The following is a 23,765-nucleotide window of genomic DNA, read 5'->3' as shown; positions in this document are numbered from 1 at the left end:
GCCGGTTCGTTGATGTTGTTCAGCAGCCGAACACTCTCCAATTTGCGGGCGACCCCCTGAAGCGGCCTGGCTAGACAGGTTGCAACCAACCCGCAAAGACCTGCCCGAACCTTTCGGCCAGGGTGTCGTGACTGAAAAAGGATTGCACATGTCCATCGCATCGCTTGGTTATATTGGTGTCAACTCAAGCAAATTGGACGACTGGGATGGCTTTGCCACCCAGTTGCTTGGGATGCAGAAGGTTGACCAGGGCGGTGGCATGCGCCTGTTTCGCATGGACGACCGCAAGCAGCGACTCATCGTGACCGGTGAGGGTGAAGAAAACCTTGCTTTCATGGGGTGGGAAACCAATTCACCTGCCGATCTGGATGCGCTTGCCTCACGGCTGGAAAACGCGGGCGTCGCAGTGACCTGGCACGGCTCCAGCCTTGCCGATGCGCGCCACGTCGCGCGGCTGATCTCTTTTCACGACCCTGACGGCAACCGGCTGGAAGCCTTCTGCGGCCCCGAAATCGCCAGCGACGGGTTTCTGTCCGGGCGTCCGATCTCTGGCTTCAAGACAGGCTCGCTGGGCATGGGTCATGTGGTGCTGCATGTCGCCAACGTGCAGGGCATCCTGCACTTTTACCGTGACATACTGGGCTTCAATGTCACGGATTACGGACAGACCCCCTATCCGCTTTACTTCTTTCACGTGAACGGGCGGCACCACAGCTTTGCCATGGTCGGATCGGGCCGTAAGGGCATCCATCACTTCATGGTCGAGCTGCTGTCGCTCGATGATGTCGGTCAGGGGTATGACATCGCTCAGGGCCGCGACGAAGGCGTTGCCTATTCGCTGGGCCGACATTCCAACGATCACATGTTGAGCTTTTACACCAAAACGCCGTCGCAGTTCTTTGTCGAATACGGCTGGGGTGCGCAGGTCATAGATCCGCAGACCTGGGAGCCGTTCGAGACGCACGAAGGCCCCTCCACCTGGGGCCACGAACGCCTGCACCTGCCCGAAGACGATCCGGTGCGCATCAAGATGCGCGAGATGCGCCACGCAACCGCGCAAAACGGTTTTCGCGCCGCCGACCCGAAACCGAATTGCGCCTGGCTCGACAGCATCGTTCACAATGAATAATGCGCCGCCGCGCGGCATAGCTTTGGTCGAAGAAACCTGACCCTTGAAGATTTCCCCCTTGGTTCCTCCGGGTGGCACCATCGCCACCGGCAGGCTTTCAAGCCCGGTGGCCGACGAAACCTAAACGACAGTTCGCGACAAGGAATACCAGATGAGCAAGTCACACACCGATATCGCGATCATCGGCGGCGGTCCTGTAGGGCTGTGTGCGGCAAACCTGCTGGGCCAGCTTGGCATCAGGACGGTCCTGTTCGAACAGAACGCGACAACATCCTTCCACCCGCGTGGCCACGTCGTGAACACGCGGACCATGGAGATCTTTCGCAGCTGCGGGCTGGCCGAAGACGTCGATGCGGTCGCCCTGCCACTGGAACGACACGCCGGTATCGGCTTCGTTACCAGCCTTGCGGGTGACACGATCGGCGTCATCGAAACCCGTGGCGATCCCGAATGGGCAAGGATCGAGGCCAGCCAAAGCCCGGTCTTCAAACGCTCCTGCCCGCAGGACAAACTGGAACCGGTTCTGCGCGAACATGCGCAGCGCCGCGACAGCGTTGCACTGCATTTCAGCCACAAGGTAACGGGCGTCACACAGGACGCCACTGGCGTGACCCTGACATGGGAAAACGGCGAGGGCGCAACCGGCGCGACACGGGCGGCCTATGTGATCGCCGCCGACGGGCCACGCAGCCCAACGCGTGAGGCGGTTGGCATCGGCATGGACGGCAAATCCATCGGCCAGCAAATTGGCCTCTATTTCCATGCCGACCTTTGGAAATATGTCGTTGACCGGCCTTACCTGCTGTACTGGATATTCAACGCGCAGACATCGGGTGTGCTGATCTCTCTCGATGGGCGCTACCGTTGGACCTATAATTTCGGCTATCACACCCATGAATCACGCGATGATTTCACAAAAGAAAGGTGCCTGAACATTTTGCGCGCCGTGATCGGTGCCTCTGACGTCGAGATCGACATCAAGAGCATCATGCCCTGGCGCATGCAGGCGCGCATCGCGGACACATTTTCCGCCGGGCGGGTGTTCATTGCGGGCGATGCCGCCCATCCGCTGCCCCCTACCGGCGGCCAGGGCATGAACACCGGCATTGCAGACATTCACAACCTGATCTGGAAACTGAACCTCGTGCTGGATGGCGCTGCCACCGCATCTCTGCTGGCGACCTACACCGAAGAACGCCGCCCCATAGCCAGCTTCAACGTCGCGCAGAGCGAACGCAATGCCATGGCCATGGCAAAGCGCGGCCTGTCGGGGATGTTGGCGAACGACAGCGAACTTCTGTCCAGCCTCGAAGGTGCGCAAGGCGCCGCCAACCGCGCCAAACTGGCGGAGGGTATCCCGGAACAGCGCGAACACTTCGATTATCCCGGTCAGACCTTTGGTTTTTCTTACGAGTCCAATCTGATCACATCGGATGGCACACCGTCTCCGCCGTTTTCGGTCAGGAGTTACACGCCCGCCGCGCGCCCCGGAAACCGCGCGCCACATCTGCCTGTCACGCTGGATGGCAAGGCCGCCTCGCTGCTTGATCTCTTTTCCCTGGACCGTTTCACCCTGTTGCACGCCAGCGACGGGCAATTCTGGGCCGATGCCGTCACTGCGGCGGACCTGCCCGTGCCGCTGCGCAGCTTTGGTATCGGGGATGGAGGGGATGTCCAGACCGATACAGCGGCCTGGCTCGAACTCTATGGCCTGACCAGAACCGGGGCCGTTCTGATCCGCCCGGACGGTCATGTGGCTTGGCGCTCTGCCAGGGCCGGTGACCCGGCAGAGCTGATTGCAGCTTGCCTGACGGCCGCCGGCACCACGGCCAAGGCCATTTCACCAACGACAAATCTCAAAGGGTCGACATGATGCACATACCGAAGACACAGACAGCCATCGTCATCTCTGGTCCCGGCGGACCTGATGTTCTGGTTCCCAGGGAGCTACCTGTTGAAACGCCCGGTGCCGGAGAGATCCTGATCCGCGTGGCCGCCGCGGGCATCAACCGCCACGACATTCACCAGCGCGCCAGCGGCAAGCACAGCGACGGGCGTGCAGTGCCCGGGCTGGAGGTCTGCGGCACGGTCGCGGCCCTGGGCTCCGGGGTCACCGGCATGACGCAGGGGGACAGGGTCATGGCGCTGGTGCCGGGAGGCGGCTACGGCCAATATGTCATTGCGCCTGCCCCGCTTGTCATGCCCGCTCCCGACGGGTTTTCAGATATCGAAGCGGCCGCAATCCCCGAAGCAGTCTTCACCACCTGGTGGAATTTCTTTCACCTGATGTCGCTGCAAAAGGATCAATTCGCCTTGTTTCACGGCGGCACCAGCGGCGTCGGCCACATCGCCCTGCAAGCCATGTCGGCGTTGGGGTACAATGTCATCGCGACGGCCGGCAGCGCGCAAAAGGTCGCCGCCTGCGGCGATTTCGGTGCCATGGCTGCGTTTTCCTATGATGACCCGGAGCTTGCCACCAAGGTGATGGAGGCCACCGGCGGTGCCGGCATATCGACCCTGCTTGACGTGTCCGCCGGGGCGCATCTTGCGCAGGATCTGGCGATGATGGCCCCTGACGGCATGATTGCCCATCTGTCGGGTGGCGGGGGCAGCACACTTGATCTGCCGGTGCGCGATCTGATGGCAAAGCGCATCCGCATTACCGGCTCGCTGTTGCGGCCACTGCCGCTTGACCGCAAGTCACAGGTGGCCGATGCGATCCGCCGTGACGTCTGGCCGCTGCTTGGCACCCGCGTCCGTCCGTCGATTGCGCAGGCCTTCCCCCTGACCGATGCCGCCGCCGCACATGCGATGATGGAAACCGGCAGTCACATCGGTAAGATCATGCTGCGTCTCACGCCTGACTGAGATTCCCCAGGTCTGGTGGCGGGTGATCGTCAGCTGACACAGCCACCGTAGCGCCCGATGGATGCTGCGGATGCTTCATACCCGCATCTACCAAAGTGACTTTTTGTAAGCCGCGTCAAGCACCGTGTCGAATTCCTCCGCAGTTGCAGATAGTTCCGCATGGTCCTTCAGTATTTCGCCCAGCGTCGGCATGTCCGACCGTGCGGGCCAACTGTCCGGTGCCCAGAGCCTGGACCGGATAAAGGCCTTGGCGCAATGCATATAGACCTGCCGGACCTTGACCACCATCACAGCCAGGGCGGGCCGGTTGTTGACATGTAGCTTGGCGCAAAGCTCAGGATCGAGGGTCAGCCGCGCCTCCCCGTTGATGCGCAGAGTCTCGTTCATGCCGGGGATCACAAAGATCAACCCGACGGCAGGGTTCTCGATGATGTTTTCCCAGGTATCGAGCCGGTTGTTGCCGGGCCGGTCCGGCAGGGCCAGGGTTGTGTCATCCAGCACTTTGACAAACCCTGGCATATCGCCTTTGGGGGACACATCCGCAGCCCCTTTACCATCTTGCGATCCGACAAAGACAAAGGGGGAGCGTGCAATAAACCGCCGGGCATGTTCGTCGATCAGACGCAGCTCTTTTCGAACGGCAACGTCGTGAACGTCATCGAACGCCGCTCTGAGCTGGTCTTTGGAGGTGATGTAATCCATTGTTCTCTTCCCTTGGCGTTGAGGCCGCCCGAGCCGGGCAAATGAAACCTCGCACCTATCTGTCAATCCGGTCAACCTGCCCTAAACTGTCGCGGGTTCCGCCTTGCCCAGCATCAGCACCGCAATCGCGGGCAGCACGATCAGCATGGAGACAATGGCGACCACGGCCCAGCCAAACCCGGTTACGACCAATCCGGCGGCGAATGCGCAGATTGTCGAAACAAGCGCGATCAGCGTGTCGTTCAACCCCTGCACGGCGGCTTTCTCTCCGTCTGTCACGGCGGTCGCCAACATGCTGGTTGCCCCGATGAAGCCAAAGTTCCAGCCGACACCAAGCAGGATCAAAGAGCCGTAGAAATGGGCAGAGGACAGGCCCGCTGCAGCACCGACCGCGGCGATTGCCAGGATCACCAGACCGGCCACCGCAATACGCTCCTTGCCGAACCACTTGATCAGAAACCCGGTCACAAAGCTTGGTGCGAACATCGCAACGACGTGCCAGCGAATAACATCGCCTGCGACCGCTTCGGTAAATCCGCATCCCAGCATCGCCAACGGTGTCGGGATCATCATGAAAATCATCACGCCCTGTGAAATGGCCGCGATGCCGATTGCCCGCCGCACCGGCCCGCGCCGCAGCACGGCGAGAGAGGCAAAGCGCTTGGCCCCCGCGACGCGGCCTGCAGCTGGCGTCCTTGGTACCCGGACAAGGGCAAGCGGGACCATGCCGACCAGAATGACAACGGCCAGCGCCACATAGGCACCTGCCAGGGGAATGGGTGCCAGGGCGTCTTTGGCCATGATGAAGACCTGCGGTCCGCCTATCGCGGCCACCAGCCCAGAGGTCAGCATCAGCGATATCGCAACGGGTTGCCATTCGGGGCTGACCACCTCGGCGGCGGCAAAGCGAAAATACTGAAACGAAGACAGCGCCGCGCCAAGAATGAAATGGGCCAGGCACAACAGAACGAAGTTGCCGCTGACCAGCGCCGACGCGCCAAGTGCCGTGCCGGCAAGGGCCAGGACCCCGCCCGCCGCAAAGCCGATCCTTCGGCCAAACCGCCCCATCAGCAGTGAAAAGGGTACTGCCGCCAGCATCCCGGCCAGGGTCTGGACAGATGCGGGCAGTGTGACAAGCGCCGCATTGGGGGACAGGTGCAATCCCGTCAGGCCGCCCAGAATAAGCAGCATCGGCATTGCAAATCCCAGAATCGTATTGGCCATCAGAAGGCCGATAAAGTTTCCGTTTCGGGCAAATCGTGCAACGGGCATCTGCATATTCCTGTTCGGCTGGCTTGACTCAGTCAGCTATAGGAGAGATCACATATGTCTTAAATGACAATCAGGTGTCGAAAATGGACAAACATCGCAACGCCCGGAACATTGATGTCCTGCTGTTTGACGGCATAAACCTGCTGGACGCGGCAGGGCCGGTGCAGGCGTTCGAGGCCGCGAATACGGATAATCGCATCAGTTACCAGACCCGCTATGTCTCGCTGGACGGGGCACCGGTGCGCGCAGGCTGCGGGTTGCGGCTCGTTGCCGATGCCCGGCTTTCCGCCGCAGCCGGGGGCGCGGACCTGCTGATCCCCGGCGGTGCCGGGGTGGATGCACTGATCACCAACACCGGCCTGCTTGAAATCATCCGAAAACGGGCCGGGACAGAAGGCCGCCTGATTTCTGTCTGCTCCGGGGCATTGGTCCTGGCCGCAGCGGGCGTGTTGGACGGGCTGAAGGCAACGACCCATTGGTCGCGTGAGGAAGACACCCGGAACTACCCCGGAGTTTTCTGGGACCTGGACCGCATCAACATCACCCAGGGCAAGGTCTTTACCTCTGCCGGCGTGACCACCGGCATTGACCTTGCGCTGTCGATCATTCAGGCCGATTGCGGGCCAAAGGTCGCGCTTTCGGTCGCGCGCGAACTTGTTGTCCAGTTGCGCCGCACCGGCGGGCAAAGCCAATATGCCTTTCATCTCGCCGGACAGTTCGCAAAGGGCGAAACCCTGACCGAACTCATTGAAAAGGTTGTTGCGGCCCCGCATCTGGACTGGTCGCTTGATGCCCTGGCCGATGCTGCGGGCATGAACGCGCGCACGTTGACCCGCCGCTTCAAGCGCGACACCGGCGAAACACCGGCGCAATTTGTGGAGAAGGTGCGCGTCGATCACGCCCGCGGCCTGCTCTCGGGAAAGCTGCCGCTCAAGCAAGTGGCGGTCGACTGCGGTTTTGGTGATCTGCAACGCCTGAGACGGGCGTTTCAGCGGCAGTTTGGTGTTCAGTTGAGCGACTACCGCAATATGTTCACCTGACCCTGCGCTGATGTCAGAATTGTTCCTGATCTCAAGGCAGTAGGCGCAGGGCTGCGTTACCTCGCCAAAAGGGCCAGATACCCGACGCAACACAGATATACCCCGGCCAGGATAAAGCCGACCGTACTTGCGGTTAGGACCCAGCCGGTTGTCTTGGGGGTCTGTAGTGTCATCTCCGGCACGGCGATCAGCGCCGCTCCTTTTGCAGCGGCAGCCATGCCGATCAAGCTGACGACAATCTCGGCAAACCCCGACCATCGGAAATGGTTGTTCAGCACGATCAGCCCGACAATGAAATGCACGGCCCCGGACAGATTCAGCAGGATCGGGTCGGCCTGTGCGTTCCCTATGACCATGCGCTGATAGAAGTCGCGGGAGACCGCAAAACCCAGACCGGTCAGCAGCAGATATGGCCCGGCTATTCTTGCGATAAGTTCTGTCATCGGGTGCTCTCCTTCCATCGCGGGCCCGACGGCATGGGCCACGAACAATGCAAAGGCTATGGCGCAGCCGCCGGTTTCGTCAACCAACCCGCACCGAGGTCGCCCTGCGCCATTGCTTTTGCAAAGCCGGACGTTTTGCCTACCAATACAGGGTCACATATTTCGAGAACCCGTTCAGCAGGCTGGCCCGGGCGGCCATGCAAGTACCAACGGAAAGCGAATAGCCATGGCTCGGCGCGCTTCTGTTATGCCGTCAGTCCGCCGTCCACACGCAGTTCCACCCCCGTGATATAGGCGGCTTCTTCCGATGCCAGAAACAATGCCGCCCGCGCGACATCCCAGGCGGTCCCCTGTCGGCCCATCGGCACCATCGCAGCCCGGTTTGCCGCCAGCGTGGCCGGGTCTGTCTCTCCATCGACAAAGGCCGTGACATGCGGCGTGTCGATGACGCCCGGCAACAGAACATTGGACCTTATCTGATAGGGCGCATTCTCCCGCGCGACGGACCGTGCCAAGCGCACCAGCCCCATCTTGGACACTTCGTAAGAGACATAGGAATAGGGCGCGGAATAGACCGCCGCCAGTGACGAGACAAACACGATGGCCCCGCTTTTCTGCGCCCGCATCGCGGGCAGGACCGCGCGCACCATCCGCATCGCGCCGGTCAGGTTGATGTCGAACACGCGCGCCCAGGCTTCATCATCGGTGTCCAGAACGCCACCCGCCTGGCTGATCCCGACGTTGTAGTCCAGAATGTCGATACCGCCCCACAGCGCCTGCATCCGCGCCATCACCTGCGCCCCGGCTTCAGGGTCCGTCACATCGGCGGCCAGCACTTCGGCCGTGCCGCCATCTGACCGGATCAGTGCGGCGGTAGCCTCGGCGGCATCTTGGTTGCGGTCCACGCACAGCAGGCTGGCCCCCTCGCGCGCAAAGAGCGCTGCGGTGGCCTTGCCGTTGCCCCAGCCTTCCCCGACCGAACCGGCCCCGATGATGGCGGCGCGTTTTCCTTCAAGCCGGTTCATTTCGTCAGAACCTGCGCGGGCAGCCACAGCGCAATCTCGGGCTGCCAGATCAGGATGAACAGCACCGCGATCTGCAGCAGCACAAAGGGAATGATGCCGCGATAGATATCGCCCATCGACACCAGATCACCCGCCGCCCCCTTCATGTAGAACAGGGCAAAGCCAAAGGGCGGCGTCAGGAATGAGGTCTGCAGATTGACCGCAACCAGGATGGTGAACCAATAGACCAGATCCGCCTTGGCGACATGATCACCAAGATCCATCAGGTCGACGATGGGCGCAAAGATCGGCAGCAGGATCAGCGTGATCTCGATCCAGTCAAAGAAGAACCCCATGACAAAGACGATCGCCATCATCATGAACAGTAGCGTCCAGTCCCCGAGGTTGAGCGACCGTGCCAGTTCGATGATGAAATCATCCCCGCCGATCTTGCGAAAGACATAGGCAAAGGCCGTTGCGGCGGCAAAGATGAAGAACAGCAGTGCGATGGTCCGCAGCGACCCGTCCACCGCCTCGCCCAGCACCTTCATGTTCAGCCGGCCCCGGACCAGACCCAGCACCAGCGCCGCAAAGGCGCCCACGCCAGAGGCTTCGGTCGGGCTGGCGAAGCCGCCGATGATCGACCCCAGAACCGCAATGATCAGTAAAAGCGGAAAGGAAACCGACACCAGCGCCTCGCGCCACAACCCCTTGCTGTCTGCCGCGCTGAGCTTCGCGGCGGGGGGTGTTTCCCCTGGCCGCAGGAAAGATCGTGCAACGATATAGACCAGATAGACAGCGGCCAGGAACAGCCCCGGCAGGAAGGCCGCGACAAATACCTTGGCCAGGTTGAGAGACAAAAGATCGGACATGAAAACCAGCATGACCGATGGCGGGATCAGGATGCCCAGCGTGCCCGCGCTGGCAATGGTCCCCGTCGCCAGTGGTGCGGCATATCCCGCGCGCATCATCGTCGGCAGCGCCATCACCGTCAGCATCACGACCGAGGCCCCGATGATTCCGGTTGCGGCGGCCAGGATCGTGCCCATCAGCACCACCGCCAGCGACAGCCCGCCCGGCACCCGCGCCAGCAGCTTTTGCAGCGTCAGCAGCAGGTCCTCGGCGATCCGGGTCTTCTCCATCATGACGCCCATGAAGATGAACATCGGTGCTGCCACCAGCACCGCATTGTCGATCACGCCCCCGTAGATCCGCGTGGGGATAAGTGAGATATGTACAAACCGCATTTCGCCCAGGGCCAGCGCGATAAAGGCGAAGATCAGCGTGATGCCGGACAGCACGATCGGCACCGGCAAGGCGGAAAAGAGCCCGACAATCAGGCTCAGGAACATGATCGCAGGCAGGAATTCGGTCAGCGTTTCCATAGATCACGTCCGGTAAAAGGATCAGAGATCAGATCGGGCCGCCTGAGCACGGCAAGGATGCGCAGCGCCACGGCGGTACAGCCCGCAATGGTCAGCAGGGCAGAGACTGGCACCAGCGATTTCACGATCCAGCGATGCGGCAAGCCGCGCCCGCCATTGGCCCCTTCCCCGCGTTCAAACGCGCGTTCGGCGAATTCGTAGCCATACCAGACGATGAAGGCGAAGAACGGGATCACCAGCAGCACCACGACCCAGAATTCCATCCAGAGGCGGAACCTCTCGCCCATCTTGTCGGCCAGAACGTCGATCCGCACGATGGCATTGCGGGTATAGGCGTAGCCAAAGGCAAATGTGGCCACCAGCCCATGCATATGCCACTCCAGTTCCTGCAAAATGACGGAACCTGTGGCAAAGAGCTTGCGGCCGATCACATCGTACATGATGACAAAGACCAGCGCGATCATCACCACACCTGCCAGACGCGCCGCCCATTCGCAGACCCGCGTCAGCCCGTCGGCCAGTTTCAATGCAGCCTGCATCTGTCCCTCGCTCGAAAATTCAGGAAAACCGGGGGCACGCCCGCCGCGCCCCCGGCAGCGATGGTTGGACCATCACTTCAGATAGCCGATTTCCTTCCACTGGGAATAACTGTCCCGGAACTGGGAAATGCTCTCCCACGCGCGTTTGAAATCCGCGTCCTGGGCCGATTTCTCCGCCGCGACCTCGTTCCATGCGCTCTCGAAGGCGCCAAGCATCTCATCGGACCATTGATGGATGTTCACGCCATGCTCTTCCTCCAACTCGCGCAGCGCCTCAAGCTGTACCGCCTCACCCTCGGCCATGGTGCTCAGCACCTGTGCCTCGCAGGCGGTGTTGATGACAGCACGTTCCTGGTCGGTCAGGTCGTTCCATGTGTCCAGGTTCATGATCACGCTGAGAAAGCTGGTCTGCTGGTGCCAACCCGGCAGATAGTAATGGTCCGCGTGTTCGTACATGCCGATCATGTTGTCGAGGAAGGGGAAGCCCAGTTCGGCGGAATCGATGGCGCCTGTGTTCAGCGCCGACATCGTGTCAGCCAGCCCCAGCGATTGCGCTTCGACACCCAGTTTACCCATGACACTGGCGCCCAGCCCAAAGAAACGCATCTTCTTGCCCTTCAGGTCTTCGACGCTGTTGATCTCCTCGCGGAACCAGCCGGAGGCTTCGGGCACCAGCGTGCCGCAGTGGATCGTCTTGATGTTATAGGTGTCCTCGGTGATCTCCGACCACATTTCCTTGCCGCCGCCGTAATACCACCAGGCCGCGTATTCCTTTACATCCGGGCCAAAGGGAAAGGTCGTGAACAGCGGCGCGGAGGGCACCACGCCCTCGGCAAAGCCGATGGAGTACCACGCGCTTTCGACCGCACCGGTCGAAACCGCATCCCAGACTTCACCGGTGGAAACGATCTCACCGGGGTTTTTCACATCGAAGTGAATCCCGCCCGCGGTCAACAGGTCGACCTTTTCCGCGATGTCCCAACCCGGCTTGCCCAGCAGCGGCAGGGTTTGCGGGAAAATCGCCTGCATTTCGATGTCACGGGCGATGGCCGCCCCCGACATCAGGCTTCCGGCCATCAACGCGGCCGTGCAGGTGCCTATAACTGTCCTGGTCTTCATGGTTCTCCTCCCAATTTCTTCCAGTTATGTCCCGCGTGAGGTCAGGCCACGCGGTCGCCTTTCTTGACTTGTACGGTACGGTTATCGACGGCGGGCAACATGCGCGACGGATCGCGTGTCACCATCACGTCGATCACGCTGGGCCGGTCCTTTTCGGCAAATGCCGCCTTCAGCGCGCCTTCCAACTGGCCCGGCTCCTCCACCCGGACCCCGTGGCAGCCCATCGCGCGGGCCACCTCGGCATAATTGGTCTCGGCCAGGTCGGAACTCTGATAATTCCCCTCGCCGTACATCAGGTGCTGCAACGCCTTCACATATCCCGAGGCTGCGTTGTTCACGACAATGATATTGACGCCAAGACCCATCCGGCGAGCGGTCTCAAGCTCTCCCAAAACCATGTTGAAACCGCCATCGCCGGTCAGACCGACAACCACCGCCTCCGGGTCGGCCAGCTGTGCGCCCATGGCACCCGGCAGACCATAGCCGATAGAGGCAAAGCCACGGTCCGGCACAAAGCTGCGCCGCGCCTTTTTCGAGTTGAACAGCAGCCCGCCCCAATGTGCGGCAAAGCCGCCATCGGCGATCAGGTAGCCATCCGCAGGCAGGTGGTTGTTCAATTCGGTCACAAGCCGCGCCATGTGAACCGGGCTTTCATCGGAATAAAGCCGGTCGGCGGCGACCTCGTCATGCCAGGTCTGCATCTTTGCGGGGATCTCTGCCAGATAGGCCGCGCGCATCTCGCGCTGGCTTTGCGCCCGTGTTGCAAGTGCCGCCGTCAGATCGTCCAGCCCCTCGCGCGCGTCACCCCAAAGTTTCATCGTCGGGTCATAGGTGCGGCCCATCTCTTCGGCGACGTTGTCGAGATGGATCACAATCTGCCCCTTTGCGGGAATCGTGAAACGCTTGGTCGCGATTTCACCCAGCTTGCAGCCCGCGACGATGATGCAATCGCTTTGCTCGATCAGCGCATTGGCGATCCGGTCATAGCGCCCGAACAGCCCCGCCGACAGCGGCGAGGTGCAGGCAATGGCCCCCTTGCCGCTCATGGTGTGGGCAACGGGTATGCCATTTGCCTCGGCAAATCGTGTCACTGCGGCGGTCGCCCGGCTGATGTGAATGCCCCCACCGCAGAGCAGGATCGGGCGCGCCGCCGCCGCGATCATGTTGGCGGCCTTTTCCAGGCTCTCGCGCTCAGGACGGCAACGGATGGCGGGTGCTGCCTCATGGGCCGCGTCGACATCGAAGTCACCCTCGTCGAACCCCCACAGGCCATGGGCGATATCCTCGGGCACATCGACAACGACAGGGCCGGGTCGCCCGGAAGTGGCCAGTGCAAAGGCCCGGCGCATGATCTCGGGGATACGCTGTATCGTTTCGATCCGCAGCAGCGCCTTGCAGGCGGGCCGCAGGATCGACACCTGATCGGTTTCCTGCGTCATGTTCTTGCCTGCGTGATCGCGCTGCGCATCGCCGATGATCGCCACCATCGGCGAGCCGGCATTCAGCGCCTCGACCAGCCCGGTCACCAGGTTGGTGGCCCCCGGCCCCAGCGTCGCATCGACCAGCCCGACCCGGCCCGACACCTTGGCATAGGCATCGGCTGCGAAAACAGCACAGCGTTCGTCATTGATCAGGTTGTGGTTCAGCCCCAACCGCCGCGCCGCATCATAAAACGGCAGCAGTTGGAAACCACCCATGCCGAACATCGGCCCGGCCCCATGCGACAAGAGCATCCGCACCAGCGCCTCGCCGCCGGTCATTTCGTTGGATTGGGTCATGCCTTTTCGAACTCCATCGTCTTTTTCGCGGCGGCGGCAATCATGTCCGCCGTCACCCGCATCTGATCTTCAAGATTGGGGGCATAGGCGATCAGCCCCCGTGGACTGCCCAGCCGCACGGGTGGTGCTTTCAGCACCATGGTCTGCGCCACGGTTGCCACAACCTCGGCCCCGAACCCCGCAACGCAGACCGCCTCATGCGCCACCACCAGACGGCCGGTTTTTTTCACGCTGGCCAGCACCGCCTGCTTGTCCCAGGGCCAGAGGCTGACAAGATCGATGACCTCCGCATTGATCCCGTCCTCCGCCAGACTGTCTGCGGCCTGGACACAAAGGTTGGCTGTGTTCGACCAGGAGACCAGAGTCACATCCGTGCCCGCGCGCCGGATGCCGGCCTTGCCGAACCGGCCCGGCAGGCTTGTATCCACCTCGCCTTCGGTGGCCCAGATGTCCTTGTGCTCCAGATAGACAACCGGATCGTCGCAGGCGATTGCCGCTTTCATCATCGCGTAATTGTCTTGAGGTGTGGCCGGGCAGCAGACCACCAGACCGGGAATATGCACATACCAGGATTCCAGCGACTGGCTGTGTTGCGCCGCCGAGGACCGCCACATGCCCATGGGTTTGCGAATGACCATGGGCGCGCGGCTTTGTCCGCCGAACATGAACCGCGCCTTGGCAATCTGGTTCACCAGCTCGTCCGTGGCGCAAAGCGCAAAATCCGCAAACCGCATCTCGACAATGGGCCTTGTGCCCGCCATCGCGGCACCAAAGGCCGCACCCATGATCGCAGCTTCGGAAATCGGCGCATCACTGATCCGCCTGGGGCCGAATTCCTCCACCAACCCGGTATATTGCTTGAACACCCCGCCCCGGCCCAGGTCCTCGCCCACACACCAGACCGTCGGATCTGCCCGCATGGCTTCGGCCACGGCCAGTTTCGCGGCATCGGCGTAGGTCATGCGCGCCATCAGAACGCCTCCTCGGTGGGGGAACCGATGTCCTGCACATCGGCAAAAACGCTCGCGGCAGCCGGCCAGGGCGCATCTCGCGCGGCGTCCAGCGCGGCATCCATCTCTTCTTCCGCCGCTTGCCGCACCTGGTCCAGATCACCCTTTGCCACCCCCGCCTGAACCAGTTCACCGCGCAGTTTCGCGATCGGGCAGCGGGTTGCGCGCATTTCATCCGCCTCCCCTTCGGGCCGATAGGTTGCGGGATCGAAATAGGTGTGGCCCGACAGGCGATAGGTCCTGGCATGCAGGAATTCCGGCTTGCCGGTCTGACGGATCCGCGCCGTGATCTCGGCCGCGGTCGCAGCCAGCGAGGTCACATCATTTCCATCCGCTTCCGTCGTGGGCAGACCCAGTGCGCGGGCACGGTCGGCCACGTTCCCCGAGGTCATGTCAGACGTCAACGTAGTGGCGGAATAGCGGTTGTCCTCGCAGACAAAGAGGATCGGCAGATCAAACACCCCTGCCCAGTTCAACCCTTCCAGGAAGGGGCCACGGTTTGCCGCGCCGTCACCAAAGAAACAGACAACAATCTGGTCGCCGCCCAGCAGCTTGATCCCATGCGCGGCCCCGGCGGCGATGGTGATATTGGCCCCCACCACACCATTGGCCCCCAGCATGCGCACCCCGAAATCGGCGATATGCATCGACCCGCCCTTGCCACCGCAACAACCGCCCTCCCGGCCCAGCAGCTCTTTCATCATCGCCTGGGCATCGGCCCCCTTTGCCAGCGTGTGACCATGGCCCCGGTGGGTGGAGAGAATGTAATCATCGCGCCTCAGCGGCTCGATCACCGCAGTCGCCACCGCCTCCTGTCCGATGGACAGATGGATCGCACCCAGCACCAGCGCCTCATCCACCGCTGCCCGCCGGGCGACTTCCTCGAAGGCTCGGATGCGTTCCATGGTGGCAAGGCGCGCAAGTCCCTTTTCACGATCAAAGTTGGTCAGGGTCACAGCAAATTCTCCCGCTCAAGCTCGCTGAATTTTGCCGACAAGGTGGCCACTTCCTCCCTGAGCAATGGCAGCAGTTCGCCCTCGATCCGGTCCATCTTCATCCGTTCGTTGATCGCCCCGATCCCGATTGCCGCAACGATCCGTCCGGTGCCGGTCTGGATCGGCAGGGCCACGGCGCTCATCCCCGGGACAGGAATGGAGGGGTTGAAAGCAAAGCCCCGTTGCAGGAAATCAGCTGCCAGTTCCTCTGCCTTTTCGGGGGTGTAATTGTAATCTGCCATCCAGGCCTGATTGCTGCGCGCCGCGGCCATGCGCTTGGACTTCTCCGTGACCGCATAGATCGCCTGCCCGGTGGCCCCGACACCCAGCGGCAGCCGGTCGCCCGCATCAAGGGTCAGCGTGCGGATCGGAAATTCACCCAGCTCGCGGCAGACACAGATCGAAACCGCGCCCTCCGGTGCAGAGAGGAACACCGTGTCCTTTGTCCCTTCCGCAACCCGGCGCATGCTGCGCCTTGCCAATGCGGCAAGGTCGGAGCGGTTGGCGACCCGCGCCAATGCGGCCAGGGCATGGCCCAGGTGATACTTCCGGCTGCCCGGATCCTGATAGACGTAATGCACCTCCATCAAAGAGGCGAGCACCCGGTGGGTCGTGGTTCGGGTGAAATCGGTGCAGGCCTGAATCTCGGTGAAACTCGCGCCCAGCGGCATCCGCGCGAGGGCCGCAAGAACGTTCTGAGCACGCGCAATGGAGCCGACCGGCGTCTCTGCACTCAAGACCATTCCCCCTCTACTTCCGTTTATCGGAATAATTGTTTTGATTGGTGGAACAGATTGCCTTGCGCTGTCAAACAAATTATCGCTTTTGCCATGACAACGGATGTTCGCCTCTTTGACTCGATCACCGACGCAGGCCCTGAAGCGGCGGGCGCGGTGGCGGTGTCAGGCTCGCATGGCGGGCTGTTTGCGGCTGCCGTTGCCTCCCTGTCGGGGCTGCGCGCCGTCATCCTCAACGACGCGGGCCGCGGCATGAACGAAGCCGGGATCGCGGGCGTCCGGGCGCTGGCCGATGTGGGCATGGCGGCCTGCACCGTCGATTGCATGAGCGCGGAAATCGGATCGGCACGCGATGCGGCAAGCCATGGGGTCATCTCCTTTGCCAACGCCATTGCAGCGGGTCTTGGCATCGCGCCCGGCATGACGGCGGGCGATGCCCTCGACCTCCTCGCGGCTGCACCGCAACCTGACCGCCTGATGGCAAAGGTCCCCGAGACCCGCCAGGACAGAACCCTCGGCGGGCAACAGGTGCTTTGCGTCGATTCGGCCTCGTTGATCACCCCGCAGGATGCGGGGCGGATCATCATCACCGGCTCACATGGCGGGCTGATCGGTGGCGATCCTGCCCGCGCCTGCAAGGCCGACGCCCGCTATGTCGCCTTTTCGGATGCGGGGCGCGGCAAGAACGATGTCGGCATCGGTCGCCTCCCCGCATTGGACGCCCGCAAGATCGCTGCCGCCACCCTGGACTGCATGAGTTGCGAGATCGGCAACGCCGTCTCCATGCTGGAGAGCGGTATCATCTCTGCCGTGAACCAGACCGCCACCCACTGCGGAATCCGGCCGGGAATGCGACACAAGGATGCGCTTCAGGCTTTGCTGCGGTCCGAAAGGGGATAACCCCATCTGCGCGGTGACAGTCCGCCGTGACCGATCAGGCCCGTCGGCGCATGCCACCAACCCCAAGGCACTTCTTGCGCTTTGCCTCGGGGATCGGTCACACTCGCAGCATAGGGACAGGCGCAAAGAGACACCGACATGACCCGGCTCAACATCGAACAGCTTCGCACCTTCCTTGAGGTCGTGCGCCTTGGCGGCATGCGCAAGGCGGCGCAGAGCCTGAACCTCACCCAGCCAGCGGTCAGCGCGCGGGTGAAATCGCTTGAAGACACGCTTGCCGTGGCCCTGTTCGACCGCCGCGAAGGTGGTCTGACCCTGACCAAGCGGGGCGACATGCTGGTGCAATATGCCGAACAATTCGAGATCCTGTCAGAACAGGTGACCGCCAATGTCATGGACCCCGACGGGATCGAGCGGCAGCTGCGGCTTGGCGTTGCCGAAACGGTCGCCCAGTCCTGGCTGCCCGATTTCGTCGCGGACCTGCACCACCAGTTCAACAAGGTCGAGATCGAAATCGACGTGGATGTGTCGACCAATCTGCGCGAACGTCTGCTCGACCGCGAGATCGACATTGCTATCCTGCTCGGCCCGGTGTCAGAGGCTTCTGTCAGCAACATCGCCCTGCCGGGCTTCGACCTTGCCTGGTATGTGTCCGCGCAGGCGGAATGGGCACCGCAGGATCAGGCGGGGCTGATCGCGCGGAACCCGGTGATCACCTATGCCCGCAACACCCGACCTTACCGCGAGATGCGGCGGGAGCTCTACGAAAGGGTCGGGCCGGGGACGCAGATATTCTCCTCTTCTTCCCTGTCGGCCTGTTTCCGGCTAGTCGAAGCGGGTCTGGGCGTGGCGGCCCTGCCCGAAATCCTCGGGCGTGAATGGGTTGCGCGTGGGCAGCTGCGCTGCTTCGATCCGGGGTGGTGTCCCTCGCCGCTTCAATTCACCGCGTCCTACCTCGGGGATCCCAAAAGCCATGTGGTCATGACCGCAGCGCGGCTGGCCCGGACGACGGCCCGGCGCCACGCCGATCAAAATAATCTATCACAAGTGCCAAAATCATTCGATTTGATTTGATTGCAAATGCCTGCGACGCTGATCCGGCAATAACCGCCGAGAGCCAGACCGAACATGTCGCAGAACCGCATCACCGTTGCCGTCGATATCGGCGGAACCTTCACCGACCTGGAATTGCGGGACGATACCACGGGCCTGGCTCACAGCCTGAAGTCCCCGACCACGCCCGATGATCCGGCCCGCGGTCTGGCCGATGCCCTGCTGCTGGCCGCGGAACGGTTCGGCTTTGCCCTGTCGGACATCGGCCTGATCCTGCACGGCACCACGATTGCTACCAATGCGGTGCTGACCCGCGATCTGCCCGATGGCGCGCTGATCACCACCGAAGGTTTCGAGGATGTGCTGGAAATCGGGCGCCACGCGCGGCGCGACATCTATGCCCTGCGCGGACCCGACCGCAGCGTGCTGATCCCCCGCAGGCGCAGGTTCGGGGCCCCCGGCCGGATCGGCGCTGCCGGAGAGGTGGTGCGGCCACTCGATGTCGCCGTACTCGACAGCGTGATCAGCCGCGTTGCCGACAGCGGCGTAGAGGCCACGGCGATCTGCCTGCTGAATGCCTTTGCCAACCCCGCACATGAAATCGCGATCCGCAAGGCATTGCTGGCGCGTTGCCCCGGAATGGCGGTTTCCTGCAGCCACGAAGTCTCTCCCGAGATCCGCGAATTCGAACGCACCGCGACCACGGTCCTGAACGCACAGCTGGTTCCGGTGATCCACCGCTATGTCACCGCCGTGCGCAAACGCCTGTCAGACGCGGGCGTGACCGCGCCGGTCTATCTGATCCAGTCGAACGGCGGTGCCATCAGCCTGGATGCCGCCGTGCAGGCCCCGGTCAAATTGCTGCTTTCCGGCCCTTCGGGCGGCGTGCTGGCGGCGCAGAAACTGGCGCGGTCGCTGAACACGCCGGATGTCGTGGGTGTCGACATGGGCGGCACGAGCTATGACGTTGCGGTCATATCCGGCGGTCAGCGCACAGTTGTGACCCAGGGAGAGATCGACGGCCTGCCCGTCCGTGTTCCGATGGTCGAGATGCATACGATCGGCGCGGGCGGCGGGTCCATCGCCTTTGTAGATGCCTCGGGCCGTCTGCAGGTCGGACCGCGCAGCGCGGGTGCCGTGCCGGGGCCGGTCTGTTACGGGCGCGGGGGGCAGGAGCCGACCGTCACCGACATCAACCTGATCCTGGGGCGGCTCGACCCTTCGACCTTCCTCGGAGGCCGGTTTGCGCTGGACCTCGATGGCGCGCGCGCTGCCCTGCGCGACCGGATGGAAGTGCCGCTGAACCTTGATACCGATCATGCGGCATCTGGTATCCTCAGTGTGGTCAACGCCAAACTGGCCGCCTCCATCAAGTTCTCCCTCTTTGCCAAGGGGCTCGACCCGCGCGATTTCGCATTGATGAGCTTTGGCGGCGCGGGCGGTGTCCACGCCATCGAGGTGGCCGAGGAACTGGGGATCACACGGGTGATTTTCCCCCGCGATCCATCGACCTTTTCGGCGCATGGCATTCTGTCCTCTGACATTCAGCACGACCTGTCCCGCACCGAGATTCTGCCGCTTGCGCCCGCAAGCCTGGCGGCGCTCGCGGCGATGGCGGAGGACCTGCGCGCACGCGGCACGGCATTGCTTGACGCGGATGCAATCGCGCCTGATCGGCGGGTGCTGCGGCTCACTGCCGACCTGCGGTATCGCGGGCAGGCTTTTGAGCTGATGACGGACATGCCCGATGGCCCCTGCACGGAACAGACACTTGCGACCCTGCGCGAAAGGTTCGAGGAACAGCATCGCCAGCGCTTCTCCTTTGATGATCCGGACGAGGCGGTCGAGCTTGTGACAATGCGGCTGGTTGCCATCGGCAGGCTGGGCGACGAAGGCCGGACCGCGGCGCGCCACAGCCCGACAGAAGACCGCGCGACCGGCACCCGCCCCGTCCATGTGAACGGCGCCTGGGCCGAGGTTCCGGTGCACCGCCAATTGTCGCTGGCAGCGGGTGAGGTCATCGACGGCCCCGCCATCATCGAACAGGAATACACCACCCTTTTGATCCCCGGGCACTGGTCCCTGACAATGACCGAAACGGGTGACATGACCGCAAGGAAACAGCCATGAGCCGCCCCGATCCCGTCCTGCTCGAAATCGTCTCTGCCGCGCTTGTGTCGGTGGCAGAGGAAATGTCGGTCACCGTCTGGCGCACATCACGCTCGACCACGGTGCGCGAACTGCTGGATTACTCCACTGCCGTCTTCGATGGCCAGGGCCGCAATGTCGCGCAGGCGGCGCGGATGCCCGTGCACCTCAATTCGATGGAGCTTTGCCTGCAACATATCGCGGAGCATCACATCCCGCTCGATGACTGGCGCGATGGCGATGTGATCGTGACCAACGATCCCTATTGCGGCGGCCAGCACCTGCCGGATTTCATCGCCTTCAAGCCGGTGTTCCGCGACGGCGAGCGGATCGCGATCACCTGCGTGCTGATCCATCACGTTGATGTCGGCGGCGGTGCTGCGGGCGGCTATAACGCGCAGGCGGTGGAAGTCTTTCAGGAAGGTCTGCGCCTGCCGCCGGTGCGGATCGTCCGCGATGGCAGGATGCAGGAAGACCTCTTTGCCACCATCCTGCAGAATGTCCGCGAACCGGAAACCTTTCGCGGCGATTTCCTGAGCCAGATCGCGGCGCTGGATGTGGGCGCGCGCGCCATGCTGCGGCTCGCGGACCGCTATGGCGTGCAGGCCCTGACCGAGATCGGGGCCGCGCTGCTGGACCATGCGGAACACGAGATGCGCGCGGCGCTGCGGGCCCTGCCCGACGGCACCTACGAGGCCGAGGATTTTGTCGACGGCGACGGGCTGGAAGAGGGCAACAAGCGTATCGCGGTCACCCTGACCATTGCGGGCGACACCATCGCGCTGGATTTTGCAGGCACGGCGGATCAGGCGCGAGGGCCGATCAACGCGACCCTGGCGACAACCACTTCTGCCGTCTATTACGCCGTCATCGCGGCCTGCGGCGTGACCGGAACGGTGAACGCGGGTTGCTACCGCCCGATCACGGTGACGGCCCCCGAAGGCAGCCTTGTGAACGCGGCCTTCCCCGCACCGGTGTCGATGCGGATGCTGCCTGGCCACAAGATCGCAACCGCCGTGCTGCGGGCCTTTGCCCAGGTGCTGCCCGACCGGATCCCGGCCTCCTACTACGGCACCACATTCAACCACGCGGTCAATATCCGCCACGCGGACGGGCGCCGTCAGGTCTATTTCGACAGCGAACTCGGCGGCTGGGGCGCGCATCCCGAGCGTGACGGGCCGAATGGTCTGGCGGCCGGGTTCCACAATGGCCAGAACACACCGGTCGAGATGATCGAGGCGCTCTTTCCCATGCGGTTTACACGCTATGGACTGGTGCCGGATTCGGGCGGTGCAGGTCGCATGCGCGGCGGTCTGGGGATCGTGCGGGAATGGGAATTCCTTGCCGAGAGCGGGCTGCTCAACGCCTCTTTCGACGCTTTCACCTCGCTGCCCTACGGGCTGGACGGCGGTGCGCCGGGGCGTGGCGGAACCCTGAGCGTCACTCGCGACGGCATCACCACCCCCCTTGCCGCCAAGACAATCGGCCATGCCCTGCGTCCCGGCGATATCGTGCGGATGGAGACCCCGGGCGGCGGCGGCCACGGCGACCCTGCCCTGCGCGACAGCACGGCTCAGGCCGCCGACCTGGCTGACGGATATGTCACGAAGGGGGTTTCAGAATGACCCGGAAGATGCCCGCGATAAACGCGCCTGTCACCAATTGTGCGGACCGGCAGAGGCGTGATGGCGCGACACACTGGACTTGCCTCCAAGGGTGTGATCGGCTGATTTGCATGGAACAATCACGATGACAGAGCCGCTGCCGCAACGTCTTTCGCGATGGCTGGCATGGGTGGCGGGGGCCGTCATCCTGTTCGGCTGCGCCGTCCCCATCACCATCGACGTGGCCATGCGGTATTTCTTCAACCAGAGCGCGGTCGACAGTTTCGAGATCTCCTCCTACGGGCTGGCGATCTGCATCGGCCTCGGCATGGCTTTCACGGTCACGACCAAGGCGCATATCAGGGTCGATTTCCTGGCCGCCCGCCTGCCCTTCCCGCTGCGCGCGGCCTGCGATTTGCTGGCGGCCCTTGCGCTGGCGCTGGTCGCGGCGGCGCTGGCATGGTTCGCCTGGGGCACCCTGGAACAATCCTGGTCAATGGGCGCGCGGTCCATGTCGCAGATGCGCGTGCCGCTGGTGCTGCCGCAGGGGCTTTGGTGGATCGGCCTGTTCTGGTTTGCCTGTATGGCGGTCCTGGCGCCGGTGCAGGCCGTGCTGCGCCTGATCCGCGGTGACAGGGCCGGGTTCGACGCTGTGGTCGGGTCAGCCGATCTGGACGCAGAGATCGCAGAAGCTGTGCATGCATCGGATGGCGCGCCATGATCCTCACCGCGTTTCTCTTGCTTGTCGTCATGCTGGTGCTGTCGCTGCCGGTGGCCGTTGTGCTGGCGATGACCGGCTACATCCTGTCGGAAAACTACGCCTTCTTCCCGATGACCGGCGCGGCGGGTGAGCTGGCCTGGAATTCCTCTGCCGATTTCATCCTGATCGCGGCCCCCATGTTCATCATGATGGGAGAGCTCATGCACCGCTCAGGCGTGTCGGGCCGCCTGTTCGATGCGCTGACACCCTGGTTCTCGCGCCTGCCGGGACGGTTGATGCACACCAACATCGCGGCAAGCGCGGTATTTGCCGCAACATCCGGGTCCTCCATCGCGACAGCGGCGACAATCGGCACGGTGGCCATCCCCAACATGGATGCCGGCGGCTACAACCGGCCCCTGTTCCTGGGGTCTATCGCTGCGGGCGGCACCCTGGGCATCCTGATCCCGCCGTCGATCAACATGATCATCTATGCGGTGCTGACAGATACCTCGGTCGCCGACCTATATGCCGCAGGGTTCATCCCCGGCTTTGTCCTGGCGATGCTCTTTTCCGGGATCGTCCTGGCGCTGGTCCTGTGGCGGCCGCATTGGGGCGGTCACCGGCTGGAGGGCGGTTCACTCTGGCCTGCGCGGCTGCGTGGCCTGCCGCAACTGGTGCCGCCCCTGGCGCTGTTCGCCATCGTTGTCGGCAGCATCTATGCCGGTGTCGCCACACCCACGGAAGCGGCGGCACTTGGCCTGATCGCCACCGTGGGGCTGGTCGCGCTGAACGGCAGGCTGAGCGTGCCGGTCCTGCTCGCCGCTTTCGAGGGCACTGTGCGCACCACCTGCATGATCATGCTGATCGTCATCGCCGCCTTCTTTCTCAACTTCGTCATGGTCAGCATCGGATTGGTGCAGGCGATCACCGACGCGGTGCTGAACCTGGGCTGGCCGCCGCTTGGGATGCTGCTCGCCATCATCTGTTTCTACCTGCTGCTGGGCTGCTTCATGGAGACGCTTTCCATGATGATCGCCACCACGCCCATCATCGTTCCCGTTGTGGTGGGGCTGGGTTATTCCCCGGTCTGGTGGGGCGTCGTCTTTGTCATCCTGATCGAAGCGGCGCTGATCACCCCGCCGGTCGGCATGAACCTTTATGTGGTGCAGGCCGTGCGCAAGGGCGCAGGCGATTTCAGTGATCTGTTCAAGGGGTCAGCCCCCTTCCTGGCCGCCATGCTCGCGATGATCGGCCTGCTCCTCCTGTTTCCGCAGCTCGCGCTCTGGCTGCCCACCATCGTCAATCCAAAACCGGGCGGTTAACGCCCTTCCAAACC

General features: G+C 63.0%; 21 protein-coding genes. 10 read left to right on the top strand and 11 right to left on the bottom strand.

The genetic code is table 11. The annotated features are described in order from the left end of the window. The first annotated feature begins 148 nt into the window (after positions 1 to 148). The 3 genes from ACWNZ3_RS21830 to ACWNZ3_RS21820 all read left to right on the top strand — a co-directional run bounded on the left by ACWNZ3_RS21830 (position 149) and on the right by ACWNZ3_RS21820 (position 3,997). Positions 149 to 1,129, top strand: coding sequence for a VOC family protein (locus tag ACWNZ3_RS21830; protein ID WP_496902350.1), 981 nt, complete (start codon positions 149 to 151; stop codon positions 1,127 to 1,129). Between the two features lie 151 nt (positions 1,130 to 1,280). Further along, positions 1,281 to 3,002, top strand: coding sequence for an FAD-dependent monooxygenase (locus ACWNZ3_RS21825; RefSeq protein ID WP_496902349.1), 1,722 nt, complete (start codon positions 1,281 to 1,283; stop codon positions 3,000 to 3,002). Next, positions 3,002 to 3,997: an NAD(P)H-quinone oxidoreductase gene (locus ACWNZ3_RS21820; protein ID WP_496902348.1), complete on the top strand. Its 996-nt coding sequence runs from the start codon at positions 3,002 to 3,004 to the stop codon at positions 3,995 to 3,997. The genes ACWNZ3_RS21825 and ACWNZ3_RS21820 overlap by 1 nt, the downstream gene beginning before the upstream one ends. Before the next feature lie 87 nt (positions 3,998 to 4,084). Here ACWNZ3_RS21820 and ACWNZ3_RS21815 read toward each other — a convergent pair whose 3' ends face one another. Both ACWNZ3_RS21815 and ACWNZ3_RS21810 read right to left on the bottom strand, forming a co-directional pair. Then, positions 4,085 to 4,699: a pyridoxamine 5'-phosphate oxidase family protein gene (locus ACWNZ3_RS21815; protein WP_269367209.1), complete on the bottom strand. Its 615-nt coding sequence runs from the start codon at positions 4,697 to 4,699 to the stop codon at positions 4,085 to 4,087. 81 nt (positions 4,700 to 4,780) lie between these two features. Beyond that, complete coding sequence (locus ACWNZ3_RS21810; RefSeq protein ID WP_496902347.1) at positions 4,781 to 5,971, bottom strand: MFS transporter; 1,191 nt, start codon at positions 5,969 to 5,971, stop codon at positions 4,781 to 4,783. 83 nt (positions 5,972 to 6,054) lie between these two features. Between ACWNZ3_RS21810 and ACWNZ3_RS21805 the strand changes: the two genes are divergently transcribed. Continuing rightward, positions 6,055 to 7,011 carry a GlxA family transcriptional regulator gene (locus ACWNZ3_RS21805; RefSeq protein WP_496902346.1) on the top strand — a complete coding sequence of 319 codons (957 nt, stop codon included), beginning with the start codon at positions 6,055 to 6,057 and terminating at the stop codon, positions 7,009 to 7,011. A gap of 56 nt (positions 7,012 to 7,067) precedes the next feature. On the opposite strand, the gene ACWNZ3_RS21800 is transcribed toward ACWNZ3_RS21805, so the two are convergent. The 9 genes from ACWNZ3_RS21800 to ACWNZ3_RS21760 all read right to left on the bottom strand — a co-directional run bounded on the left by ACWNZ3_RS21800 (position 7,068) and on the right by ACWNZ3_RS21760 (position 16,021). Then, on the bottom strand, positions 7,068 to 7,454 hold the full coding sequence (locus ACWNZ3_RS21800) for a hypothetical protein (protein ID WP_496902345.1): 387 nt from the start codon (positions 7,452 to 7,454) through the stop codon (positions 7,068 to 7,070). 245 nt (positions 7,455 to 7,699) lie between these two features. Further along, the gene (locus ACWNZ3_RS21795; RefSeq protein ID WP_496902344.1) at positions 7,700 to 8,479 is read right to left on the bottom strand and encodes an SDR family NAD(P)-dependent oxidoreductase; all 780 of its coding nucleotides are present in this window, start codon (positions 8,477 to 8,479) and stop codon (positions 7,700 to 7,702) included. Further along, positions 8,476 to 9,843, bottom strand: a complete 1,368-nt coding sequence (locus tag ACWNZ3_RS21790) for a TRAP transporter large permease (RefSeq protein ID WP_496902343.1) — start codon at positions 9,841 to 9,843, stop codon at positions 8,476 to 8,478. The genes ACWNZ3_RS21795 and ACWNZ3_RS21790 overlap by 4 nt, the downstream gene beginning before the upstream one ends. Next, complete coding sequence (locus tag ACWNZ3_RS21785; RefSeq protein WP_114272962.1) at positions 9,831 to 10,382, bottom strand: TRAP transporter small permease subunit; 552 nt, start codon at positions 10,380 to 10,382, stop codon at positions 9,831 to 9,833. The genes ACWNZ3_RS21790 and ACWNZ3_RS21785 overlap by 13 nt, the downstream gene beginning before the upstream one ends. 72 nt (positions 10,383 to 10,454) lie before the next feature. Further along, positions 10,455 to 11,501, bottom strand: coding sequence for a TRAP transporter substrate-binding protein (locus ACWNZ3_RS21780; RefSeq protein WP_496902342.1), 1,047 nt, complete (start codon positions 11,499 to 11,501; stop codon positions 10,455 to 10,457). A 41-nt stretch (positions 11,502 to 11,542) separates the two neighbouring features. Continuing rightward, positions 11,543 to 13,279, bottom strand: coding sequence for a thiamine pyrophosphate-binding protein (locus ACWNZ3_RS21775; protein WP_496902341.1), 1,737 nt, complete (start codon positions 13,277 to 13,279; stop codon positions 11,543 to 11,545). Continuing rightward, positions 13,276 to 14,250 (bottom strand): alpha-ketoacid dehydrogenase subunit beta, encoded by a 975-nt coding sequence (locus tag ACWNZ3_RS21770; protein ID WP_496902340.1) that lies wholly within the window; start codon positions 14,248 to 14,250, stop codon positions 13,276 to 13,278. The genes ACWNZ3_RS21775 and ACWNZ3_RS21770 overlap by 4 nt, the downstream gene beginning before the upstream one ends. Continuing rightward, positions 14,250 to 15,245 (bottom strand): thiamine pyrophosphate-dependent dehydrogenase E1 component subunit alpha, encoded by a 996-nt coding sequence (locus ACWNZ3_RS21765; RefSeq protein ID WP_496902339.1) that lies wholly within the window; start codon positions 15,243 to 15,245, stop codon positions 14,250 to 14,252. The genes ACWNZ3_RS21770 and ACWNZ3_RS21765 overlap by 1 nt, the downstream gene beginning before the upstream one ends. After that, a complete protein-coding gene (locus ACWNZ3_RS21760; RefSeq protein ID WP_496902338.1) occupies positions 15,242 to 16,021 on the bottom strand; it encodes an IclR family transcriptional regulator in 780 nt (259 codons plus the stop codon). The genes ACWNZ3_RS21765 and ACWNZ3_RS21760 overlap by 4 nt, the downstream gene beginning before the upstream one ends. Before the next feature lie 93 nt (positions 16,022 to 16,114). Between ACWNZ3_RS21760 and ACWNZ3_RS21755 the strand changes: the two genes are divergently transcribed. The 6 genes from ACWNZ3_RS21755 to ACWNZ3_RS21730 all read left to right on the top strand — a co-directional run bounded on the left by ACWNZ3_RS21755 (position 16,115) and on the right by ACWNZ3_RS21730 (position 23,751). Next, positions 16,115 to 16,921, top strand: coding sequence for a hypothetical protein (locus tag ACWNZ3_RS21755; RefSeq protein WP_496902337.1), 807 nt, complete (start codon positions 16,115 to 16,117; stop codon positions 16,919 to 16,921). 138 nt (positions 16,922 to 17,059) lie between these two features. Then, entirely contained in the window at positions 17,060 to 17,995 is a 936-nt protein-coding gene (locus ACWNZ3_RS21750) for a LysR family transcriptional regulator (RefSeq protein WP_496902336.1), read from the top strand. 54 nt (positions 17,996 to 18,049) lie between these two features. Then, on the top strand, positions 18,050 to 20,104 hold the full coding sequence (locus ACWNZ3_RS21745; protein ID WP_496902335.1) for a hydantoinase/oxoprolinase family protein: 2,055 nt from the start codon (positions 18,050 to 18,052) through the stop codon (positions 20,102 to 20,104). Beyond that, a complete protein-coding gene (locus tag ACWNZ3_RS21740; protein ID WP_496902334.1) occupies positions 20,101 to 21,747 on the top strand; it encodes a hydantoinase B/oxoprolinase family protein in 1,647 nt (548 codons plus the stop codon). The genes ACWNZ3_RS21745 and ACWNZ3_RS21740 overlap by 4 nt, the downstream gene beginning before the upstream one ends. Positions 21,748 to 21,871: 124 nt before the next feature. Beyond that, on the top strand, positions 21,872 to 22,447 hold the full coding sequence (locus ACWNZ3_RS21735) for a TRAP transporter small permease subunit (RefSeq protein ID WP_496902333.1): 576 nt from the start codon (positions 21,872 to 21,874) through the stop codon (positions 22,445 to 22,447). Continuing rightward, positions 22,444 to 23,751, top strand: a complete 1,308-nt coding sequence (locus ACWNZ3_RS21730; protein ID WP_269367225.1) for a TRAP transporter large permease — start codon at positions 22,444 to 22,446, stop codon at positions 23,749 to 23,751. The genes ACWNZ3_RS21735 and ACWNZ3_RS21730 overlap by 4 nt, the downstream gene beginning before the upstream one ends. The last annotated feature ends 14 nt before the right edge of the window (positions 23,752 to 23,765 follow it).

This window comes from Sulfitobacter sp. IGS-18 (genome assembly GCF_059628195.1).
The sequence above is the reverse complement of the archived record's forward strand: the minus strand, read 5'-3'. Positions and strand labels throughout refer to the sequence as shown.

Coding starts and splice junctions, on each gene's coding strand:
- ACWNZ3_RS21735 (WP_496902333.1), top strand. CDS start 21,872: ATGACAGAGCCGCTGCCGCAACGTCTTTCGCGATGGCTGGCATGGGTG.
- ACWNZ3_RS21795 (WP_496902344.1), bottom strand. CDS start 8,479: ATGAACCGGCTTGAAGGAAAACGCGCCGCCATCATCGGGGCCGGTTCG.
- ACWNZ3_RS21810 (WP_496902347.1), bottom strand. CDS start 5,971: ATGCCCGTTGCACGATTTGCCCGAAACGGAAACTTTATCGGCCTTCTG.
- ACWNZ3_RS21770 (WP_496902340.1), bottom strand. CDS start 14,250: ATGGCGCGCATGACCTACGCCGATGCCGCGAAACTGGCCGTGGCCGAA.
- ACWNZ3_RS21820 (WP_496902348.1), top strand. CDS start 3,002: ATGCACATACCGAAGACACAGACAGCCATCGTCATCTCTGGTCCCGGC.
- ACWNZ3_RS21750 (WP_496902336.1), top strand. CDS start 17,060: ATGACCCGGCTCAACATCGAACAGCTTCGCACCTTCCTTGAGGTCGTG.
- ACWNZ3_RS21805 (WP_496902346.1), top strand. CDS start 6,055: ATGGACAAACATCGCAACGCCCGGAACATTGATGTCCTGCTGTTTGAC.
- ACWNZ3_RS21800 (WP_496902345.1), bottom strand. CDS start 7,454: ATGACAGAACTTATCGCAAGAATAGCCGGGCCATATCTGCTGCTGACC.
- ACWNZ3_RS21825 (WP_496902349.1), top strand. CDS start 1,281: ATGAGCAAGTCACACACCGATATCGCGATCATCGGCGGCGGTCCTGTA.
- ACWNZ3_RS21730 (WP_269367225.1), top strand. CDS start 22,444: ATGATCCTCACCGCGTTTCTCTTGCTTGTCGTCATGCTGGTGCTGTCG.
- ACWNZ3_RS21790 (WP_496902343.1), bottom strand. CDS start 9,843: ATGGAAACGCTGACCGAATTCCTGCCTGCGATCATGTTCCTGAGCCTG.
- ACWNZ3_RS21830 (WP_496902350.1), top strand. CDS start 149: ATGTCCATCGCATCGCTTGGTTATATTGGTGTCAACTCAAGCAAATTG.
- ACWNZ3_RS21755 (WP_496902337.1), top strand. CDS start 16,115: ATGACAACGGATGTTCGCCTCTTTGACTCGATCACCGACGCAGGCCCT.
- ACWNZ3_RS21745 (WP_496902335.1), top strand. CDS start 18,050: ATGTCGCAGAACCGCATCACCGTTGCCGTCGATATCGGCGGAACCTTC.
- ACWNZ3_RS21775 (WP_496902341.1), bottom strand. CDS start 13,279: ATGACCCAATCCAACGAAATGACCGGCGGCGAGGCGCTGGTGCGGATG.
- ACWNZ3_RS21740 (WP_496902334.1), top strand. CDS start 20,101: ATGAGCCGCCCCGATCCCGTCCTGCTCGAAATCGTCTCTGCCGCGCTT.
- ACWNZ3_RS21785 (WP_114272962.1), bottom strand. CDS start 10,382: ATGCAGGCTGCATTGAAACTGGCCGACGGGCTGACGCGGGTCTGCGAA.
- ACWNZ3_RS21780 (WP_496902342.1), bottom strand. CDS start 11,501: ATGAAGACCAGGACAGTTATAGGCACCTGCACGGCCGCGTTGATGGCC.
- ACWNZ3_RS21815 (WP_269367209.1), bottom strand. CDS start 4,699: ATGGATTACATCACCTCCAAAGACCAGCTCAGAGCGGCGTTCGATGAC.